Here is a 20,154-nt window from a genome sequence, read left to right as displayed (position 1 = left end):
AGACACAACCACAACCACCGGAAATAACGGCGACCACGGCTGCACAAAATTTGAAACCAGCCAAAAACACCATGCACACCACGGGGTGGCGGCACAGCACAATCAACCAATCACATTACATTACATAATCGGTATCAACAAACTTGGCACACTATTGAGTTCTCAAACAACAGACACACCCGGCACCACCCAAACCAACGTTCAGGATCGCTCCGGAGCAACTTTTCGAACTTACCCGATCCCCGCATCCGACGCAAATCCGTCTTTCAGGATTCTCATCGATGTGGAGGTCGGTTCCCCACCAGTTTCCAGCGCCCTAAAGAGCAACCAGAGTCTGGCTTTGATTTTTGGGGGTTTTGGCCGCCCGTGGTGATCAGTTCTTCACTGTCTCCCCCGCGGCGACTTAGAAAACAATACACGGAGTCGGGGCCCACCGCAAACCGTCGTCCGGAAGCGGTGAAAACCCCGGAATTGCGCGGCAGGACGGGCCATTGTGCCGCCCAGGCTGCCTGCCGTCGTCGTGATTCCCGTCTGTGGTCTCCGGCACAGCGCCCGCGTGGCGCTCCCAGCGCGCAGGGGAGGGACTTAAACGCAGAAGGGCCGGCAACCCTAAGGTTGCCGGCACTTCTCAGGCAGCTGGTATCAGCGGTGCTGGATTACCAGGATGACTTGGTGATGCCCGGGAGTTCGCCCTTGTGTGCCATGTCGCGGAAGCGAACACGGGAGATGCCGAACTTCTGGAAGGTGCCACGGGGGCGGCCGTCGATGATGTCGCGGTTACGCAGACGGATCGGGGACGCGTTGCGGGGCAGCTTCTGCAGGCCCAGGCGGGCTGCTTCGCGTGCTTCGTCGGTTGCGTTTTCGTCAACCAGGGTCTTCTTCAGCTCGAGGCGCTTTGCAGCGTAACGCTCAACGATGACCTTGCGCTGCTCGTTGCGAGCAATCTTGGACTTCTTAGCCATGTTTAGCGCTCCTCTCGGAATTCGACGTGCTGGCGGATCTTGGGGTCGTACTTCTTCAGGACCATGCGGTCAGGATCGTTACGACGGTTCTTGCGGGTTACGTAGGTGTAACCCGTGCCCGCGGTCGACTTGAGCTTGATGATGGGACGTACGTCCTTGTCCTTAGCCACTAGAGCTTCACCCCGCGAGCCAGAATGTCGGCGACGACAACGTCGATGCCGCGTACGTCGATGGTCTTGATGCCCTTTGCAGAAACCTGCAGCGTGACATTACGGCGCAGGGACGGAACCCAGTAGCGCTTCTTCTGAATGTTCGGATCGAACCGACGCTTGTTGCGGCGGTGCGAGTGCGAAATGCTGTGCCCAAAGCCCGGCTCGGCCCCGGTCACTTGGCAGTGTGCTGCCATGACTTCTCCTCAAGAATTGAAAGTAATGATCCGCATATCTGCTGCTGGACCATGCTGCTAAGGGCGACCCACAGAATGTACGGGCAACGGTTAGTTACGCAACTTGAGCCCCTAACTACCGGCCACCCTGGAGAAAATTACCGGGCAACCGGAGCAATTGCGCACGCTCCGCGCACTTAGCGCCTACCAAGTCTACGAGTTGACGCAATTAAAGACCAATCGGGTGTATAAGGGAGCCGCCGCCGTCCAAGGTCACAGCTTGCGGTTGACCCTTTTCACAGCAGCGGCATAGCTTCGCCCAGCATGTTGGATGCATGAACACGCAGCTCCTGCCGGCATCACCGGCCGCAAGCAGCTCCGGCCGCCCGGAGCTATCACCGACCACAAAGAGCCCCGCCCGCAGCTGGTTCTCCCGGCAACACCGCCAGCGCATGCTGCGGACGGATCTCCTGACCGTCATTGCCTGGGCGTCCGTTGCCGCCGCAATCGCTCTGTGGCTTGCCGACGGCGGGGCCACCGACATCACGTCGCCCGCCTCTTTGTTCACGGCGGCAGGGGTCGTAGCCGGACTGGCGGGCATGGACCTGGTCCTGCTCATGCTGCTCCTGGCCGCAAGGATCCCCTTCATTGACCGCACCATCGGGCACGACCGCGCGCTGGAGTTCCACGGCAAACTGGGGAAACCCTCCCTCTACCTGCTGCTGGCACACGGCGTGCTGCTGGCCATCGGGTATGGCATGGCAGAAGGACTGGATCCGGTCAGCGAGTCCATCAACCTGTGGTTGCAGGTGCCCGACATGTGGCTGGCCTTCGTCTCCATGGCGCTGTTCATCGCCGTCGTGGTGACGTCGCTGGTGGCTGTCCGCCGCCGCTTCCCCTACGAGTTCTGGTACGTGGTCCACCTGTTGACGTACGCGGCCGTTGCCACCTCGATCCCTCACCAGTTCAGTGTGGGCGGCCTCTTTGCGGCCGGGACGTGGCAGCGCTGGTACTGGCTTGCCATCTGCATCTACACCGGTACGGCCCTGGTGTACTTCCGCATCCTGGAGCCGGTACTGGCATCGGCACGGCACCAGCTGACCGTGGCCCGCGTTGAGCCCGTGGCACCGGGCGTGGTGAACATTGTGATGCGGGGCCGGAAGCTTGACCAGCTGGCGGGAACGGGCGGACGCTTCTTCATCTGGCGCTTCCTCTCCCCGGGCATGTGGTGGCATCCCCACCCCTTCAGCCTGTCCGCCGAACCCGTCTTCAACGGCCCGGACGGCCAGGGGACCCTGCGGGTGACGGTCCGCAACCTTGGCAATGGCTCCGCCCAGCTCCTCCGGCTGCGGAAGGGAACCAGAGTGGCACTGGAGGGCCCTTACGGCCTGCTCAGCACAGCTGCCCGGACCAGGAACAAGGTGGTGATGATCGGCGCCGGCATTGGCATCACGCCCCTGCGGGCATTGCTGGAAACCACGCCTTTTGCACCCGGCGAGGCGACGGTCCTGCTCCGCGGCCATACAGACCAGGAGCTGTATCTCAGCAGCGAGATCCTCGACCTCTGCCAGGCCCGCGGCGTCCGGCTCTTCCACCTCACGGGACAACGCTCCCGCACCACGTCCACGTGGCTTCCCGAGGACGCCGTCCGGAGCGGTTACAGCCTCACCTCCTACGTGCCGGACATCGCGGATGCGGACGTCTACGTCTGCGGCCCGGCGGTGTGGGCGGCCAACGTCATAGCGGACGCCGGGAAGGCCGGCGTCCCCGAGGAACAGATCCATCACGAAAGGTTTGACTGGTGAAAATACGCGGAACAGTTGCAGCGGCCCTGGCCTCCGCCGGGATCCTCCTGGCGGGCTGGCAGACGGGCACGCAGGCAGGCGGCATCAGCACCGTCGCATCGAGTACGACGGCGGCAGGCACCACGGGGTCGACGGGTACCGGTTCGTCCGGCACGGGAACGTCCGGGTCTGGGTCCGCTGGCTCGTCCAGCTCCTCAGGCTCCGCAGGTTCCGCCGGCCCGTCCAGCTCCGCAGGTTCCGCCGGCCCGTCCAGCTCCTCAGGTACCTCAGGGTCGTCCGGCTCCTCCGGGTCCTCGAACTCCTCGGCCGCCGGCACCTACAAGGGCAACACGGTGCAGACCCGGTTCGGTCCCGTGCAGGTCCAGATCACGGTGGCCAACGGGAAAATCACGGATGTCACAGCCCTCCAGCTCACCAATACCGACGGCAAGTCCATCCAGATCAGCAACCGCGCGGCTCCCCTGCTTCGCAGCAAGGTCCTCGCGGCACAGTCGGCAAATGTCCAAACCGTCAGCGGCGCCACCATCACCAGCGACGCGTACCTGACCTCACTCCAGGCAGCCATCGATGCAGCAAACCTCTGACCCCCGGACGGCGACCAGCACATTGAAGGCGCGCACTTTTCAGTGCATGGGAACCGTCATCGGGCTCACCATGCCCGTGGACTCCCCCGCGGAAGGGCAGCCGGGGTTCGATGAGCTGGGCGCCGCCACCGCCGTCGTCGAATGCCTTTTCCGGGACCTGGACGAAACGTTCAGCCTGTACCGCCCCGATTCGGAGGCCAGCAAACTGGCCCGGGGTGACCTGAAGCTTCCGCAGGCCTCGGCGCAGATGCGCGAACGGTACGCCGAGGCGCATGAATGGCGGCTCCGCACGGAAGGCGCCTTCACCCCGGAAAGGCCTGACGGCGTGCTGGACCTGTCCGGGATCGTCAAGGGCCATGCCATCCGCGAGGCAGGAACGTCGCTGCTGGCCCTGGGCCGGCGGGACTGGTGCCTCAACGCCGGCGGCGACGTCCTGGTGAGCGGCTCGCCGCATCCCGAAAGAACGCAGCCGTGGAAGGCCGGCGTCGTGGGTCCCGCGGACCGCCGCCGCCGCACCCTGATCACCGGTTATCCGCTGGGCGGGAACAGCCGCCACGCGGCAATAGCCACATCCGGCTCTGCCGAACGCGGCGAGCACATCTGGCGGGTGGGAAACGGCGGCGAATTCGTCCAGGTCACCGTGGCAGCCGCGGACATCGTTACCGCCGATGTCCTGGCCACCGCAATCGTCGCCGGCGGGACGCGCATGCTGAACCGCGCCGCGGTCGGGTGGGATGTTGCTGTGATGGCCATCCGGGCCGACGGCTCCATGCTGGCCACGCCGGGCTTTCAGCCCTCCTGACGCGGGTTGGGCGGTTGGCCGGTATTCCCGCTACAGCCGGGTGAACTGCGGGTACTTGGGCTGCAGGTTGTCCCCGGATGACTTGCCGGTGACGCGGCGGACCACCCACGGCGCTGCATACTCACGGAACCACTGGGCGTTGGCGCGGATGGCTTCGGAACGGCTCAGCTCCGGGACGGGCGTCATGGGCGGGACGTCGATGGAGTGGTCGTATTTGAGGACCTCAAGGACGCGCTTGGCCATGTTGCCGTGGCCGGCGGCGGACATGTGCATCCGGTCGTGCCCCCACATGCCCCAGTCGTAGTACTCGCTGAAGCGCCAGTAATCCACCAACAGGGCGCCATGGTCCCCCGCGATCCCCCGGACCAGCTCGTTGTAGATGGCCGTGCGGCCGCGCATGGTGCCGAAAACCTTTGAACCCCGGGCATCGAATCCGGTGAACATCACCACGGTGGCGCCGGTTGCAGACAACTTTCCGACGGCGTCGTTGTATTCCGCCAGGAGGTCGTCGATGTCCACTTTGGGACGCAGGATGTCGTTGGCACCGGCGTAGATGGTCACCAGGGTGGGGTTAAGTTCGACGGCGGCGTCCACCTGCTCTGCCAGAATTTGGCGGAGTTTCTTACCCCGGATGGCGAGATTGGCGTAACCGAAGTTGGGATCGGCGGCGCAGAGCTGTTCAGCTACGCGGTCTGCCCAGCCGCGGACACCGTTGGGGCGCGTGGGATCGTCGTCACCAACACCCTCCGTGAAGGAGTCGCCAAGTGCCACGAACCGGGAAGTGAAATCCATGCGGCTAGTTTGCCATCCGTTGCCGGAAGCAACCAATCGACCGGCGTCTGCCCGGGTCAGGCCGGCTTTTCGCGAAGAATCCAATGGTCCGTGTCCAGCCGGCCCACCACTTTTTCGCCGATGCGGGCCAGGTCCAGCACATCCTGCTCAGTCAGGGCGTCGAGGAACAGGTCCCGGACGTCCTCCACGTGGGTTGGGGCCAGCCCCACGATGGTGGCCATGCCTTCCTCGGTGAGGTGCGCGGTGGTCACCCTGGCATCGGAGGGGTGCGGACGGCGTTCCACCCAGCCCCGTTTCTGCAGCTTGGTGACCACGTGCGAAAGGCGGGACAGCGACGCGCTGCTGCGGGCGGCGAGTTCGCTCATGGGCAGGAACCGGTCCTCCGCTTCGGAGAGCATGGCCAGCACGGTGTAGTCGAAGAGGGACAGCTTCCCCGCAGCGTGCAGCCTGGTGTCCAGGGCCGCCGGCAGCAGGGTGTTGATGCTCACCAGTGCCAGCCAGGCACGGCGTTCGTCAGCGGTCAGCCAGCGGGGTTCGGTCATGGTCCCCATTCTACGATTGATCCTTCAACCAGCCGCTCCGGCCCCGGTAGGCTTGCCGCATGTATGTTGTCTCCCTCACCTACCGCGTGCCCCAGGAGATTGTCGACTTCCACAACGACGCCCACATCGCCTGGCTGCAGAAGGCGTTCGACGACGGCGTGTTCATCGCCGCCGGCCGGAAGATCCCCCGGACCGGAGGGCTGCTCCTCTCGCAGGCCGAACGGGAAACCCTCGATGCGAGCCTGGCGCAGGATCCGTTTTACACCAACGGTGTTGCCGACTTCGAAGTGATGGAGTTCCACGCCGGCCGGGTGGCCTCCGGGTACGAAATCCTGCTGGACACCCCGCCCGCGCCTACCGCTTAAGGCACCGTCCCGCTGTCGTATTCTTCTGCGGCCAGCTTCTTCAGTCCGCCTTTCCGCGGCACCTTCACCGGCTGCGGCCAGCGCGGGGTGAGCGTGTCCCCCAGCGTGACGCCGCGGAGCTTGCGGCCAAAGAGCGGCAGGACCCAGTCGTGGACCCAGCGCCGTTGCCGCCGCTCCCATTCGCGCAGCCCCAGCCTGGGCGGCGGTTCCCAGTCCTTGGGCTTGATCTTGTGCGGTACGCCCAACTGGCCCAGAACTTGGCCCGCCAGGTATTTGTGCCCGGCTTTGGACATGTGGAGCCGGTCCGAGTCCCACATCCGGCGGTCGTGGAACGCGTCCAGGCACCAGTAGTCCACCAGTACGGCCCCGTATTTCTCCGCAATCTCCCGAACCCGCTGGTTGTAGTAGGTGTTGCGCTTCTTCAGCGGCTCCAGCAGCGCGGACACCTTGACGTCGAAACCGGTGAAGAGGACAAGAACCGCACCCGTGCCGGCGAGTTTCGCGACCAGTTGCTCGTACGCCTCCATGAGCGCGGGCATGTCCGTTTTCAGATCCAGGATGTCATTGCCGCCGGCGTACAGGGTGACCAGTGTGGGCCGCATCCGCAGTGCGGGTTCCAGCTGCTCAACGATGATGTGCCGCAGGCGCTTGCTCCTGATGGCCAGGTTGGCGTATCTCCACCCGGGCTGCGCCTTGGCAAGTTTCTCGGCCACCCGGTCGGCCCAGCCCCGCACCCCGTTGGGCAACCGCTCATCCCGGTCCCCCACCCCTTCGGTAAACGAGTCCCCAAGGGCAACAAACACCCGCCGCCCGGAATCAGGAAGCAAGGATTCAGGCACCGCCCCAACGTAACGGCGGAAGGAAAAGGAAGTACGACGCCGGGATGAACAGTAAGTGAGCGCGCGTCGCGAAAAAACCAGCAAAATCTGATGAGGCGTTGGCGGGAAAGTGATCAAAGGTGAGCGCGCGTTTAGGTGCCGTGCGCGACAAGCCAGCGGCGCGGTTTTGCGTAGGAGCGCATCGCCGACCAAAGCGGAGCAAGGCCGCCCGCGGCCGAGCGAAGCGTCGGGAGGTGTCTAAGCGACGGCAAAACGGCGCCGGTGGCGAAGCCAGCCCGGAGGAAGAAACCTACCCCTCGGCCTTGCCCTGCCGCCAGTAACCCATGAACGCCACCTGCTTCCGGTCAATCCCTACGTCCCGGACAAGGTACCGGCGGAGGTCCTTGATGACGGCGGCTTCACCCGCGATCCAGGCGTAGAAGGGCAGGGCACCGGCCGGCAGGTGCGGGGTTCTGGTTGCGCTGATCTCCCCGGTGTCCAGGCGGGCGGGTGTCTCCCACAGGATGTCTTCATCGACGTTGACGTCTTCGGGCTCGGGCCCTGCGCCGCCGTCGTCCACTTTGACGCCCACCCAGCCGGGCACGGGGACGGCTTTGCGGACCGCCTCCTGCAGCAGCTGACCGTGCGGCCGGGACCTGCCGATAGCGGCACCGCGGGCCAGCCACGTAATCTCGATGGCGGCCGGAGAGTTGAGTTCCAGGAAGTCGCCCGCCTGTGGAACCTCCAGGAACGCGTGGCCGCTCATGTATGACGGGAGGGTTTCGAGGATGGCGGAGATGGCCGGGACGGCTGTTTCGTCGCCGGCGAGCAGGATGCGCTGGGCCAGGCCCGGGCGCCACTCGATGCCGGAGTAGGTTTCCGCCGTGATGCAGTGCGCGGCCCGGTTGTTGGGGCCGATGATGGTCAGTGCGTCGCCGGGCTGGGCGTTCCATGCCCAACCCGCGGCCGGCCCGGCCTGCCCGTCCCCGTCCACGTGCATCACGAAGTCGACGTCGATCTCCGGGTACACCCCGTCCAGCCGGGCTTCCCGGACGGTGTAGGTGCGCATCGAGCCGCGCAGATCCGGATCCATCGCCAGCCAGTTCCGGTACCAGCCGGCATCACTCGTCTGGAAGGCTGGGAGCGGCAGCGGTGTGCCGTCCGCGGCCAGCGACGGAATCACGAGCTTGATCCGCAGGTCCCGCGTCTCCCCATGAACGCCGAAGTCCCGCAACGAGTAGCCGCCGAACGTGATCCTCCGGAACGTGGGGCTGAGCTGCCGGACGGCGGAGACCGTGACCTCGAAAGCCAGGCTCATGGGCTGGGCCGACACCGGCTGCGCGGCGATTGGCTGGGCTGCTGCGGTTTCGCGGGTTCTCACGGGATGAGCTCCAGTTCGTTGGCTGTGGCGTGGTGGCGGCCAATGGGAATGATGAGTGGGGTACCGGAAACGGGATCGGGGATGACACTGCTGTCCAAACCGAACACGTCACGGACCAGGCCTTCGGTCACCACCTCAGCCGGTAAACCCATGGCCACTACCGCACCGTCCTTCATGGCGATGACGTTGTCCGCGTACCGTGCAGCGAGGTTTAGGTCGTGCAGGACGATGGCCACTGTGGTGCCGCGGGTGCGGTTCAGGTCCGTCACCAGGTCCAGGATTTCCACCTGGTGAGCCAGGTCGAGGTAGGTGGTGGGCTCGTCCAGCAGCAGGACCTCGGTTTCCTGCGCCAGCGCCATCGCGATCCAGGCCCGCTGCCGCTGCCCGCCGGAGAGCTCGTCCACGTCGCGCCCGGCAAGCTCCAGCGTTCCGGTGGCTTCCAGCGCGCGCTGCACCGCGGCGTCGTCCTTTTCGCTCCAGCTGCGGAAGAAGCCCTGGTGCGGGTAGCGGCCCCGGCCCACCAAGTCGCGCACGGTGATGCCGTCCGGAGCGGTGGAGTGCTGGGGCAAGAGGCCCAAGGTACGGGCCAGCTCCCGGGCCGGGCGGGTGTGGATGTCCTTGCCGTCCAGGGCCACCGTGCCGGCAGCGGGCTTCAGGAGCCGGGACAGGCCGCGGAGCAGGGTGGATTTTCCGCAGGCGTTGGCGCCCACGATCATGGTCACCTTTCCTTCGGGGATCCGGACGCTGAGCCCGTCCACGACGCAGCGCTGGTCGTATTTGAGGGTCAGGTCCTGGGCTTCGAGAACTGCCACGTCAGGCATCCTTTCGGTTGGCCGTGACCAGGAGCCACAGCAGGAACGGGGCGCCGAGCGCACCGGTAATGACGCCCACCGGCAGGACGGTGCCGTCCAGCAGCAGGGGCGCCAGGTTGGCAGCGAAGTAGTCCGCGGCCAGGACAATCAGTGCACCCACAAGGGCCGACGCCGGCAGGCTGGCTTTCCCGGTCACGCGGCGGGCGATGGGCCCGGCCAGGAAGGCGACGAATGAGACCGGCCCGGCTGCCGCCGTCGCCACTGCTGCCAGTGACACCGCAACGAACACCAAGACCAGCCGCGCTGTGTTCACCCGGACGCCGAGGCCCGCAGCGGCGTCGTCACCGAGCTCAAGGATTCGCAGCGGCCCGGCGATGAGCGCGACGGCGGGGACCAGCGCCGCGAGCGCGAGGATCAGGATGCCTGCGCGTTCCCAGTTGGCGGAGTTCAGGGATCCGTTGAGCCATACGAGGGCGTCGGCGGCGGTGCGGATGTCGGCGCGGGTCATCAGGAAGCTGACCACAGCCTGCAGGGCAGCGGCGATGCCCACGCCGGCCAGCACCAGCCGGTTTCCCGCAGCGCTGCCCCGCCCGGTTCCGCGGCGCTTCCCGCCGCTCGAGATTGCGTGAATCAGGGCAGCAACGGCCAGGGCCCCCGCCAGCGCCGCCCCGGACACCGCGGCGCCGGCTGCCCCGAATACGACGATGGCAACCACGGCGGCGGCACTGGCGCCGGAGCTGATGCCGATGACATCCGGGCTGGCCAGGGGGTTGCGCAGCATGGTCTGGAAGAGAGCGCCCGCCAGGCCGAAGGCAATCCCGATCAGGGTGCCGATCACGGCCCGGGGCAGCTTGCTCTCCATCACGATGAAGCTGGCGCCTGGCATCCTCGGTCCGCCGGTCAGGTGGTTGGCGACGATGGTGAAGAAATCCGGAACGGTCACCGTGTAGCTGCCCAGCAGGACCGATGCGAAAAACATCAGCATCACACCGGCGGCCAGGATCGCGGTCCGGTTTCCTCCGCGAGATGGCAGATAACCCCAATGTCTGCGCGCAGGACTGCCGTTAAGTGCCATCTCGCGGGGTTTGGTGAGGCTCACAGCCCGGCTCCCTTCCCGCGGCGGATCAACCACACGAACACCGGGGCACCGACCAGGGCGGTCATGATGCCCGCCGGGACTTCGCCGGGCAGCAGCGCCACCCGGCCGATGATGTCCGCGCCCAGGAGCAGCACGGGGGCGGCGACCAGGGAGAAGGGCAGGATCCAGCGGTAATCGGGGCCGGTGAGGAACCGTACCGCGTGGGGCACCACCAGGCCCACGAACCCGATGGGCCCCGCCAGCGCTGTTGCCGTGCCGCACAGCAGGACGATTCCCAGGGCGGTCACGGCACGGGACAGGCCAACCCGCTGCCCCAGTCCGCGGGCCACATCGTCCCCCAGGGCCAGGCTGTTGAGGCTGCGCCCGGCCAGCAGCACGATGAGCGCACCGGCGGCCAGGAAAGGCAGGCAAGGCAGGAGAACGGACCAGTCCCGGCCCGCGATGCCCCCCACTTGCCAGAAGCGGAACCTGTCCAGGGTGTCCTGGCTGGAGACCAGGATGACGTTCATGAGCGAGGACAGCCCGGCGCTGAGTGCCGCACCCGCCAACGCGAGTTTCACGGGTGTGGCACCGTCCCTCCCCAGCGAGGCGATGAGGTACACCACGACGGCGGCTGCGGAGGCCCCGAGAAAGGCGAACCAGATGTAGCCGGAGAAGGTGGTGACACCAAAGAGGTAGATGCCGGTGACCACTGCCAGGGCGGCGCCGGCGTTGACGCCGATGATGCCGGGGTCGGCCAGCGGATTGCGGGCAACGCCCTGCATCGCGGCCCCGGCCAGGCCCAGCGCGCCGCCGGCCAGCAGGCCCAGGACAGTCCGCGGAATGCGGGCGTGGACCACGGCATGGTCACCATTGGCGGGGTCGAATGCGGTGAGGGCACGCCATACGCTGCCGAGCGGAACGTCACGGGCACCCACGGCCAGCGATGTGCCGGCCAGCAGCACCAGCACGACGACGGCGGCACCCAGCCAGGCAGTCCGCTTCCCTCTCGAAAGATCACCGCGGAGGGTGGCGCCGGCTGCCTTGCCAGGCACATGCGTGCCTGTGCCTCCTGCGGGGCGCGCCGTCGTCGTACTCATGGGAATTCCCCTACTTCACGGCATCTGCGGCGGCGGCCAGCCGTGGCAGGAATGTATCCAGCGACCAGGGCAGGCTCAGCGGCGATGAAGCCGAAATGGACAGGGTGAGGGTGTTGTCCGAATCGGCCACCAGGGCGCCATTTTTGATGGCCGGAATCTGGCCGAGCAGCGGGTCAGCCTTGATGGCGTCCGCGGTGGACGCGTCGGGAACCCAGGTGACGAAGATGTCCGACTTGAGTTCGTTCGCCTTCTCAGCCGACCACGGAATGTAGAACTCCTTGGAGCCCTGGGACTTGTCCGCAACCACCGGGGCCAGGGTCATGCCGATTTCCGTGAGGAAGCGGGGGCGGTTGTCGTTGGCGGTGTAGACGTTGACCCCATCACCCTTGGCGGGTTCCAGGTTTCCGTAAATGAAGCTCTTGCCCTGGAGCTGCGGGAACTCGGAGACCTTGTCCTTGACAGTGGCCTCGGTGTCGGCGACGAGCTTGGCAGCCTCGGTGTCCTTCCCCAGTGCCTTGCCGATAATGGTGGTTGCGTCCTGCCAGGAGGTTCCATAGGCCACGTCCGGATGGGCCACCACGGGGGCAATCCCGCTGAGTTTCTTGTAGTCCTCTTCGGTGAGACCGGAGTAGGCGGCGAGGATGACGTCGGGGCTGAGCTTGGCGATCTCAGTGAAGTTGATGCCGTCGGCCTCCGAGTACTGGACCGGCGCCTTGTCCGAGCCGAAGCCGGCGCCCAGCTTTTCGAGGGCCGCGTCCTTCCAGGGTGTCGAGCCCTGGGAGTTGCCGCCCCAGTCATTTTTTGGAACGCCCACCGGGACAACACCCAGGGCGATGGCGACGTCGTCGTTCACCCAGGAGACAGTGGCAACGCGGGTGGGCTGCTTCTCGATGGTGGTCTCGCCGTAGACGTGCTTGATGGTGACCGGGAATGCGGTGCTGCTGGTTGCGTTGCCTGCATCCGCAACTGAGGAGGTTGGCCCCGTGCTGCAGGCGGAAAGCGTGAAGGCTGCGGCGGCTAACACCGCCGCAGCCTTGCCGGCGGAAGAGAAGAGCGTCCGGCGGGTGGGTGCGGGGCCGGGGAATGAGGGGCTGGTCACGGGACTCCTTGAATCAGGCTGACGAAAACTTAAGTAAGGCTAACCTATCTAAATGGCTATTACGCAACACTTTCATTGCCTAATGCAGGGAAGGTGATGGAGAGCACAAACCAGCGCAGGTCCTTGGACAGGAAGCCACTGAACTGGCAGGATGTCCTTGCCGGACCGGCGGCAGAGACACCGGGATGCTGAACAGGAACAGGACAACGGGAACAATGCGCACGCAGATGGTCACTTGGACCGCCGCTGCCGTGGAAAGCGGGGTGGCCGCTTTGGCCTGCACCGCGGAGACTGACTGACTCCCCCGTTACCCCTGGCCCGGCTCCGGGCCGCCCACCCTTTACGAAAGTTCAGCCATGCAATCAGTCACGCCTCAACAGATCCGCTCATCCTTCGTCAACGCCAGCCGCTCGGAAGCTGCAAAGCTCACGCTGCCCAAGAACTTTGACTCCCTCGCCTGGGACAGCCTGGAGTTCCTGGGCTGGCGCGATGAGAAGATGCCGCTGCGCGGCTACCTGGTGGTTCCCGGACCCAAAGGCCTCACCGGAATCATGCTCCGGGCGCCTGAAGGAGGGGCCCGGAAGAAGCGCTCCGTGTTGTGCGAGCTCTGCCGCGACGTGTTCTCAAAGGAGGATGTGCTCCTCTGGGTCGCCAAGCGCGCCGGCCAGTCGGGTCGTGACGGCAACACCGTGGGAACGCTGATCTGCGCCGAATTCCTGTGCTGCGGCAATGTCCGCAAGGAACCGCCGGCCAACGAGATCAATCCGGACCCGGCCGTCGTCGTGGAACGCCAGATCCGGGGCCTGCAGGACCGCACCGCGCAGTTCCTGGCCCGCGTCCAGTCGAAATAGGAGTGCCGGGCAAGTAGGCAGTCATATGGGAGCCCTCCCCCACGCTTGGGAGGGGGAGGGCTTCCCCGCTTGCCGCTCACCGGTAGGAGAAACTCATCAGCAGGGCCTTCAGCATTTGGCCTTCGCCGCTCCAGTACCAGGCTTTTGCCGCCTCATCGTCAGGGAACGGGGCACCGGCGAACAACACATCTGCGGTCAGGATGCGGTCGCCGAGCATCACGAGGCCATATTGCACCTTGCCGTCCGGCGACACCGGCGGTCCCGCCGTTAGCCCCATGTGGTAAGTGGCAGTGCCGAAAGCGTGATCAACAAAGAACGATGAACTGGGCGTGGGAACAGCAGCCCCGATCAACCCCGGCACCGGGTCAGTATCGAGTACGAACCTGGAGACGTTGCCGGCCGTGACGTCACCCACCTGGCTGTAGTAGATGGCCACCTGCTCCTTGCCGCCGGCATCGGAGACCGTCGCGATTTCCACTGCCGGGGACGCCGATACCTGTTCATGCTTCACGTCCCAGCCCTCCGGCCGCGCAAAGGACAGGCGGCCGTCTGCGAATGTGAAGATCACCGGCCCGGCGGGAGCGGGAGACGAGGTGGCGGCGGGAATGATTGATGCAGGCGGACCTGCTGCACTCGTCCCGGCGGCAGACCCCGTCGAGGCACCTCCGCCGCCGGCCGTGCCGTCCGCACAGCCCGTGAGGCCGAGGGCCCCAGCCGCGGCGAGCGCCATGAAGGTGGAGGCGCGATGTGCTGGGCGCATTTGCGCTGCCTTTCATGAAGGCAAGTGGTTAACGCCCACAGGATGGCACCAGGACAGCACCGTTCAACAGCACCCGAACGATAATATCCATTGATTTGTTATAAAGTACGGGCGCCGGCAGCAGCTAACGCAGGACGATGTCCACCGGGTTCGCCTCGGACCGCCAGGCCCCTTCCTCCCCCGGACGGGGCCGGATCACCGGCGCGGTGAGGATGCCCGAGCGGTTGGTGCGGCGGTCGCGGAGGATCTCCGTGACCGAGCCCAGGTGCCGGGACAGGTCGATCACGTTTTCAGGCGCAGCCAGCAGCAGCTGGAACCCGAATTCGTGCAGGGCCTTGATCCCGGCGCCTGCGAACTCCTCCGAGGCGAGGACGAACGCCTCGTCCATCATCACCGTGCCGTAGGTGGTGAAGCCCTGCTCCGCGATGCCCAGCTGGTAGCTGAGGGCCGCGGCCATGATGAAGGCCGTAAACCGCTGCCGCTCGCCGCCGGACATGGATCCTGTGTCGGCGTGCATGAACACCTCGGTCTTCCTGACGCCGCCCTTCTTTCCGGCGGCCGGGCCGGTGACCTCCCGGTGCTCCTTGCACTGGATGAACAGGTGCCCGCGGACATCGAGCACCTCGGCGCGCCACCGACGGTCCTCGGGCGCCTGCGAGCCGAGCCTCTTGACCAGGGTTTCCAGGGTCTTGTAGCGGGCGGTGAGCTCGCCGTCGTCGTCCCTCTCCGGGCCGGAACCCTCTGCACGGCCAGCTTCCGACTTTGCAGGGCGGGTATGACGCGCCTTCAAGGCGTTCTGGATGGCGTCCTTGAACTGCTTGGCCGTGGGCGGCAGCGTCTGCTTGATGTCCAGTTCCAGGTAGCTGCCCTCGTGGAAGTTCACCTGCGACAGGATGCCGTTCAGGGGCAGGATGCGGCTGGTGATGGAGCGGCGTTCCTCGTCCAGCAGGTGCAGCAGGGTGCTGAAGGACTCGTGCGTGCGCTGGTTGAAGAACTGCCGGAACTCCGCCTCCTGCGCGGGCAGCCCGTCGTTCACGATCGCGTGGTAACGGGCCTCGAATTCGCTGGCGGCGCCGATGCTGGTGCCATGGTCCGCCGAAATGGCACTGCCCCACTCGCGCACGAAGCCTTCGAAAATGCGGGTGAGCCGCTCGGCCGTCGCCTGTCCGCGGGACTCCGCGGTGTGCAGCTCACCCAGCAGGGCGGTCCGGACCCGGTTGGCCAGGTTGTCCAGCTCGTGCATCTCGGTGACGTCGCCGAATTCCGCGAAGTACGGTTCCAGGGCCTTGACGGTGGCGTCCGACGGCGGCGCCTGGGCAAGGCGGTCGCGTGCAGCTTCCAGCAGGGTGTCCGCAGCCGTCAGCTGGCGGTCGAGTGCCTTGTATTCGCTCTGCAGCACAGCAGCGGACTCGGTGCTGGACTGGTGCTTCTGCCGGACCTCCTCGATGGTGGCGCGGAGTGGCTCCAGGTCCGCCTGCGCGGCGAGGGCGTCCTTGAGCCGCTGCTCGATCCGGGCGAGCTCGTCGGCCGCAACCGCAGCGGAGACCTGTTCCCAGGGGCGGTCGTCTTCGGCGATCCGTCGCAGCGCATCGAGCTGCCGGCTCATGCCCTGGTGTGAGTCCTCGCGGCTCTGCGCCAGCTCGGCGGCCTTGGCCACTTCCTGCCGAAGGTCCTCCACCTGGGCTGCCACGAGTTCCAGCTTGGCGGCGTTGTCGAAGCCGAGGACGTAGTCCTGGCGGCTGGTGAAGCGGTCGTCCTTCTCCACCGTGTGCCGGTTGCGCTTGACCACCCCGCCCAGGCTCAGGCCCTTGTCCAGCGCCGCCAGCTCGTCGGGGTCCTCCACGCAGGGGAAAGCGAAGTCCAGCGCGATGCGTTCGCGCACCCATTCGCCGGCTTCGGCAGCCGTGCCCGAGGCGAGGATGTCCAGCTTGTTGAGCAGGTCGCCGTCGCGCGCGTCCTCCACGGCCAGCGCGCCGCCGGCGAGCGGCTTGGAGACATCCACTGCACGCAAGGCGCCGCGCACATTGTGGTCGTTGAGGTAGCGGGTCACGGCGCCGAAGTGCTCACCCGGCACCAGCAGGGTGGTGGCCAGGCTGCGGAGCGCGCGCTCGGCCGCGGGGCGCCACCGTTCCTCACCTTCAGCGAGGTCCATGAGCTCGCCGGCGAACGGCATGCGGTCCTCGGGGATGCCTGTTGCGGCGGCAATGGCGGCGCGGTTTTCAATGCTCGACGGCGGCAGCAGGGACTTGCGCGTCTTCAGCGAGACGAGCTCCTGCTCGGCTGCCGCCAGCTCACGTTTCCGGCCGGCGTGCGCATCGAACGCCTCAAACCGCAGTTCCTGCAGGGCCTGCGAATCATCCTTCAGCTCGGCGGACCGGGCGGCCGCCTGCTCGTGGGCCTGCTCCCAGCCGGATGCGCTCCACTCAAGCTGCAGCCCGGCGTCGGCCAGTGCCTGCTGGGCCGCCTCCTCCACCTGTTGGCGGAGCTTCAGCCCCACCCGGGCGTTCTCCAGCGACTGCTCGATCGCCGAGATCGCGTTGCCGCCCTGGTTGTTGTAGTCGGTTTCCAGCTGCCGCAGTTCCTTGGCCAGTCCGTCCCGGACCGTACGCTCGGCGCCCAGTTCCTTGGCTTTCGCCTGGGCGAGCTCGCGGAAGCGGAGCAGGGTCTTCTGGTGGACCGTGACGGCGAGCTGCTGCCTGTAGGCCTCGAATTCCTCGCCCACCAGCTCCCGAAGCCGGTTCGCGTCCAGCAGCGACTGCGCGTACTCCCGGTTCAGCCCCGGCACCGGCGCCAGCTGGTCGCGCTGCTGCCGGACGTCCTCCAGCCGCTGGCGGATGGACATCAGGTTGCTGAACTCCTCCACCACATCATCCGCGGCGGCCAATGTTGCGGGCGCGTCCAGGACCTGGTCGCGGAAGAACGTGTTGACGCTGCCGCCCAAGCCCTTGCCGGCCTGGATCACGCGCAGGAGGGGCAGGGCCTGGTCCGAGTTGATGCCCAGCAGCCGGCGGAACCGCTCTGCGAACGCCTTGTGCACGTCGAAAACCTGGGCGTGCGGGAAGATCGCCTCCAGCGCACCCTTGGTGAACCGCTTGTCGGCGATGCCCTCCAGCGCCTCCAGGTCCAGGGGCACGTTGTCCACCAGGTAGAACCGGCCCACGCTCGATTCCGTGCCGTTCTTGGGCAGGTCGAACAGCGCCGACACCGTCACCCGCGTGCCGGCAGCGTTATCGAACGTCAGCGCGACGGCGGACCATGTGGCACCGGGGCGCTGGAAGGCACTCGCCGACCCCTCGCCCACGGCCTTGTCGCCCACCTTGCCGCGCATGTACGTGAACGTGGTCCGCTTGTCCTCCACGGCACCGCCCGACCGCTGCGCTGCCGCCTCATTCGACCGCGGCCGCGCATCGAAAACCCGCAGCATCGCATCGAACAGCGTGGACTTACCCACGCCCGAATTACCCGTCAGCAGCGTCCCGTTCCGGTCCACGTGCATCGTGTGGGCCCCATGGAACGTCCCCCAGTTGACCACCTGCACCAACGCAAGGCGCATCTGGCCGGGGTTCGTGACATCCCCCAACGGAAGCATGCTCGCGATGCTCACTTGGCGTCCTCCGTGTCGTCGTTGTCGTCCCCGGTTTCGGCAGGCTCAACCGCAGGATCTGGCTCAAGGTCGAGCATCGCTTCTGTGCCAGTGGGGTCGGCCGAGGCGGCTACCAGGGCTTCGATATGGGCCGGGATGTCGCCGATGTTTTCGAACGGCAAGGCCAGGGGCAGGGCGTTCGAGATGGTGTACACGTCGTCCAGGCCCGTGGGGAGCAGGAGTTGGCGGGCCAGGAGCTTGGTGATGGCGCGGGTCACCACGTCGGAGTCGCGGAGGGCGTCCTGCTGACCGGCGGGCTGGTAGTGCGCCACAAGGTCCGTGATTTCCTCGCGGGTGATCGTGGGGTCTGTCTGGGCGGTGACGTGCCGGTCCAGCAGCAGGCGCAGGCGGAGCAGCACGATGGTTTCCACCCGGCTCAGGGCGCGCTGCTGGCGCAGGATGCTGGACCGGGTGCTGCCGCCGATCACCTCCGGATCAACGGGGCGAAGAACCGCGATTTTCCGCTCGTGGTCCAGCTGCAGGGTCAGGAACAGCTCGGAGAGGCGGCTGCGCAGGATCACCTGGTTGTCCAGGAGCACCGTCCACAGCTTCTCGTCCCGGCCGCCGTCGATGTACGGTCCCTTGAGCAGCTTCACCAGGGCCTGGCGCACCTTCATGGACAGGACGCCGGTGTCGCCGGGGAACAGCGCAGCGCCGTCGACGAAGGTGTCGCGCGGGGAAACGGTAAACGGGCGCTCGGCCGCCGGCACCTGCTCGGCGTCTGGCTGGATGTCCTCCGCCTCATCGAGCCCGTTGTCGTGTGAAACCTCAGTCATCTGAATCCTTTGCGAGCGTGACCACCGGCAGGTAGGCCCTGCGGGTGGAGCCGTCTATCTGTTCGAAGTCCAGGCCGTCCCAGGCGCCGCGGTCAAAGTCAGCCCCGGCGTGCAGGGCTTCGGACAACAGGGCCCGGATGGAATTGATGTGCTGCTCCCCGGGCGGCAGCTGCTGCCAGGCATCGGCGAGCGTGGCAGCTCCTGCCATGGCCGCCCGGACCACCGCCGGTTTGGCCTTGCCCGTCCGCGGCGAGCGCACCCGGTCCGAGTCGGTGAAGGCGATGGGGTCCGCCAGGCGGGGCGGCGCCGCAAACTCGTCCGGGTCGAAGAGCTTGACCATGGACAGGGACTCGAACCCGGCGTTGTACAGGACCGGCCCCGGAACAAGGCCGGGGCGTTCCCGCTCGTACGGGAGGGAGCGGATGGCCTGCTCGGCTTCGCGCAGGACCTGCCGCAGCCGGACCGACTGGCGGAAGTCGTCGCTCTGCACGTACGTGTTGAGGCTTTCGCTGAGCTTGCCGTAGATGCGCTGGATCTGGCTATGCTGCTGGCGGAGCTCGGCCACCAGGCTCTTCAGGGTCTCCCGGTCCTCGGGTGAGAGGTCGTCCGCGAACTGCCGGCTCAGGACCTCGCCGATTGCGGAGCGGAAGCGAAGCTGCTGCTGCGGGTCCTCTAGGAACGCGGTGAAGGACCGGAACGTCCTGCCCTCGGGGCTCTGGCGCAGCCGCTTGTCGGCTTCAAGGACCTGGGCCATGGTGGCGCCCTTGGTCAATGACTCCTCGATGATCTGGTTGCGGAGCTCGCCCACCAGTTCCTCGATCCGGTCGCGCATCTTCTTGTAGTCCGCCGGCAGGCTGGCAGCGAGGTCCAGAATGTTCCCGGCGGCTTCCAGGGCTTCGTCGTCGTCGAGCAGGCCGTCGAACTCGCCGGTGCTGATGTCCTGGATCAGCTGCTGCCGCTCTTCGATCTCCTCTTCCAAGGCTTCGAGGCGGGCGCTTTGGTCCGGGTTGGTTTCGTTGGCGAGCTTTTCCACGTCCCCCAGCAGGGTGCCCAGGCGGGAACCGTTCAAAGTGGACCGTTCACTGGAGAGGCTGTCGAGGAAGGCGAGCACACGGGCGGCAGGCTCGGTGGCCTCGTAAACGATCTGGCCGGACTGGTTCCGGCGCGTCAGGAACTGCCGCCGGGTCCACTCATCGCCAAAAGCCTTGCCATTGGCACCTCCTCCCAGGCCGGGATCCTGGCGCCGGAGCTCCTCAAGGAAGGTGTCGACGTCGGCATGGAATTCCTCGAGCGGCACCTGCGGACGTGTGCGGGTGAAGGAAGCCTGCAGTACCGCGATCACCCACGGGGCCGAGCGCGTCAGGGCCCAGGCAGGTCCCTTTGTGAGGAGTTCGAGGTCCCGGAGCCGGGCGCTGATGGCGTCAGCAGATGACCTGGCGGAGCGGGGCACACACTCTCCTTGGGCTGTTGGCTGGTAGTTGTTCGGGGTCTGGGCAGGGCGCTCCGAACAGAACGGACCGGAAAACTGCCAACTACAAGGTTAACGCAGGCCGCCGCTACCGCTCCGTGACCTACCTGCCGGTAGTGTTTCAATCCCGT

Annotated in this window: 21 protein-coding genes; 6 read left to right on the top strand and 15 right to left on the bottom strand. The window is 66.4% G+C overall.

Annotated features, from left to right (window positions below):
- Positions 1 to 373, top strand: a 373-nt coding sequence (locus tag ACETK3_RS11295) for a hypothetical protein (protein WP_373992890.1), incomplete at its 5' end; no start/stop codon positions are given.
- Between the two features lie 283 nt (positions 374 to 656).
- Here ACETK3_RS11295 and rpsN read toward each other — a convergent pair.
- From rpsN to rpmB, 3 genes are read right to left on the bottom strand one after another with little or no spacing between them, the layout of a single operon-like run.
- A complete protein-coding gene (gene rpsN, locus ACETK3_RS11290) occupies positions 657 to 962 on the bottom strand; it encodes a 30S ribosomal protein S14 (RefSeq protein WP_009358853.1) in 306 nt (101 codons plus the stop codon).
- A 2-nt stretch (positions 963 to 964) separates the two neighbouring features.
- Entirely contained in the window at positions 965 to 1,132 is a 168-nt protein-coding gene (gene rpmG / locus ACETK3_RS11285) for a 50S ribosomal protein L33 (RefSeq protein WP_013602737.1), read from the bottom strand.
- Positions 1,132 to 1,368 carry a 50S ribosomal protein L28 gene (gene rpmB, locus ACETK3_RS11280; RefSeq protein WP_003798559.1) on the bottom strand — a complete coding sequence of 79 codons (237 nt, stop codon included), beginning with the start codon at positions 1,366 to 1,368 and terminating at the stop codon, positions 1,132 to 1,134. The genes rpmG and rpmB overlap by 1 nt, the downstream gene beginning before the upstream one ends.
- 314 nt (positions 1,369 to 1,682) lie before the next feature.
- Here rpmB and ACETK3_RS11275 point away from each other — a divergent pair, with 314 nt between their 5' ends.
- The 3 genes from ACETK3_RS11275 to ACETK3_RS11265 are packed head-to-tail and all read left to right on the top strand — an operon-like array spanning position 1,683 to position 4,538.
- The gene (locus ACETK3_RS11275; RefSeq protein ID WP_373992889.1) at positions 1,683 to 3,152 is read left to right on the top strand and encodes a ferric reductase-like transmembrane domain-containing protein; all 1,470 of its coding nucleotides are present in this window, start codon (positions 1,683 to 1,685) and stop codon (positions 3,150 to 3,152) included.
- Positions 3,149 to 3,736, top strand: coding sequence for an FMN-binding protein (locus tag ACETK3_RS11270; protein WP_373992888.1), 588 nt, complete (start codon positions 3,149 to 3,151; stop codon positions 3,734 to 3,736). Before ACETK3_RS11275 ends, ACETK3_RS11270 begins: the two co-directional genes overlap by 4 nt.
- Positions 3,737 to 3,782: 46 nt before the next feature.
- Positions 3,783 to 4,538 (top strand): FAD:protein FMN transferase, encoded by a 756-nt coding sequence (locus tag ACETK3_RS11265; protein WP_373992887.1) that lies wholly within the window; start codon positions 3,783 to 3,785, stop codon positions 4,536 to 4,538.
- A 30-nt stretch (positions 4,539 to 4,568) separates the two neighbouring features.
- Here ACETK3_RS11265 and ACETK3_RS11260 read toward each other — a convergent pair whose 3' ends face one another.
- Together ACETK3_RS11260 and ACETK3_RS11255 are read right to left on the bottom strand one after the other, a co-directional pair.
- Positions 4,569 to 5,330, bottom strand: a complete 762-nt coding sequence (locus tag ACETK3_RS11260) for an SGNH/GDSL hydrolase family protein (RefSeq protein ID WP_236800194.1) — start codon at positions 5,328 to 5,330, stop codon at positions 4,569 to 4,571.
- A gap of 56 nt (positions 5,331 to 5,386) precedes the next feature.
- Positions 5,387 to 5,872 carry a MarR family winged helix-turn-helix transcriptional regulator gene (locus ACETK3_RS11255; protein WP_236800195.1) on the bottom strand — a complete coding sequence of 162 codons (486 nt, stop codon included), beginning with the start codon at positions 5,870 to 5,872 and terminating at the stop codon, positions 5,387 to 5,389.
- Positions 5,873 to 5,931: 59 nt separating this feature from the next.
- Here ACETK3_RS11255 and ACETK3_RS11250 point away from each other — a divergent pair, with 59 nt between their 5' ends.
- A complete protein-coding gene (locus ACETK3_RS11250) occupies positions 5,932 to 6,237 on the top strand; it encodes a YciI family protein (RefSeq protein ID WP_236800196.1) in 306 nt (101 codons plus the stop codon).
- On the opposite strand, the gene ACETK3_RS11245 is transcribed toward ACETK3_RS11250, so the two are convergent.
- The 6 genes from ACETK3_RS11245 to ACETK3_RS11220 form a co-directional block, all read right to left on the bottom strand.
- Positions 6,234 to 7,076: an SGNH/GDSL hydrolase family protein gene (locus tag ACETK3_RS11245; protein ID WP_373992886.1), complete on the bottom strand. Its 843-nt coding sequence runs from the start codon at positions 7,074 to 7,076 to the stop codon at positions 6,234 to 6,236. The two genes, ACETK3_RS11250 and ACETK3_RS11245, sit on opposite strands and share 4 nt — an antisense overlap.
- Positions 7,077 to 7,365: 289 nt before the next feature.
- Complete coding sequence (locus ACETK3_RS11240) at positions 7,366 to 8,373, bottom strand: siderophore-interacting protein (protein WP_306971160.1); 1,008 nt, start codon at positions 8,371 to 8,373, stop codon at positions 7,366 to 7,368.
- Between the two features lie 59 nt (positions 8,374 to 8,432).
- Positions 8,433 to 9,248 carry an ABC transporter ATP-binding protein gene (locus tag ACETK3_RS11235; protein ID WP_306971141.1) on the bottom strand — a complete coding sequence of 272 codons (816 nt, stop codon included), beginning with the start codon at positions 9,246 to 9,248 and terminating at the stop codon, positions 8,433 to 8,435.
- Between the two features lies 1 nt (position 9,249).
- Positions 9,250 to 10,323, bottom strand: coding sequence for an iron chelate uptake ABC transporter family permease subunit (locus ACETK3_RS11230; RefSeq protein WP_306971161.1), 1,074 nt, complete (start codon positions 10,321 to 10,323; stop codon positions 9,250 to 9,252).
- Positions 10,324 to 10,343: 20 nt separating this feature from the next.
- Positions 10,344 to 11,426: a FecCD family ABC transporter permease gene (locus tag ACETK3_RS11225; protein WP_373992885.1), complete on the bottom strand. Its 1,083-nt coding sequence runs from the start codon at positions 11,424 to 11,426 to the stop codon at positions 10,344 to 10,346.
- 10 nt (positions 11,427 to 11,436) lie between these two features.
- Positions 11,437 to 12,525, bottom strand: a complete 1,089-nt coding sequence (locus ACETK3_RS11220) for an iron-siderophore ABC transporter substrate-binding protein (RefSeq protein ID WP_306971143.1) — start codon at positions 12,523 to 12,525, stop codon at positions 11,437 to 11,439.
- Positions 12,526 to 12,881: 356 nt separating this feature from the next.
- Here ACETK3_RS11220 and ACETK3_RS11215 point away from each other — a divergent pair, with 356 nt between their 5' ends.
- Entirely contained in the window at positions 12,882 to 13,376 is a 495-nt protein-coding gene (locus tag ACETK3_RS11215) for an FBP domain-containing protein (protein WP_237429216.1), read from the top strand.
- 76 nt (positions 13,377 to 13,452) lie between these two features.
- Here ACETK3_RS11215 and ACETK3_RS11210 read toward each other — a convergent pair whose 3' ends face one another.
- From ACETK3_RS11210 to ACETK3_RS11195, 4 genes are all read right to left on the bottom strand, one after another.
- Positions 13,453 to 14,136, bottom strand: a complete 684-nt coding sequence (locus ACETK3_RS11210) for a hypothetical protein (RefSeq protein ID WP_237429217.1) — start codon at positions 14,134 to 14,136, stop codon at positions 13,453 to 13,455.
- 124 nt (positions 14,137 to 14,260) lie between these two features.
- A complete protein-coding gene (locus ACETK3_RS11205; RefSeq protein WP_237429218.1) occupies positions 14,261 to 17,740 on the bottom strand; it encodes an ATP-binding protein in 3,480 nt (1,159 codons plus the stop codon).
- Positions 17,737 to 18,555: a DUF4194 domain-containing protein gene (locus ACETK3_RS11200; protein ID WP_236800204.1), complete on the bottom strand. Its 819-nt coding sequence runs from the start codon at positions 18,553 to 18,555 to the stop codon at positions 17,737 to 17,739. The genes ACETK3_RS11205 and ACETK3_RS11200 overlap by 4 nt, the downstream gene beginning before the upstream one ends.
- On the bottom strand, positions 18,548 to 20,005 hold the full coding sequence (locus ACETK3_RS11195; RefSeq protein WP_237429219.1) for a DUF3375 family protein: 1,458 nt from the start codon (positions 20,003 to 20,005) through the stop codon (positions 18,548 to 18,550). Before ACETK3_RS11195 ends, ACETK3_RS11200 begins: the two co-directional genes overlap by 8 nt.
- Between the last annotated feature and the right edge of the window lie 149 nt (positions 20,006 to 20,154).

Source organism: Arthrobacter sp. E44, assembly GCF_041877125.1.
Classification (GTDB): domain Bacteria; phylum Actinomycetota; class Actinomycetes; order Actinomycetales; family Micrococcaceae; genus Arthrobacter.
Note: the sequence above shows the minus strand (reverse complement) of the source record. Positions and strands in the feature narration are given on the sequence as shown.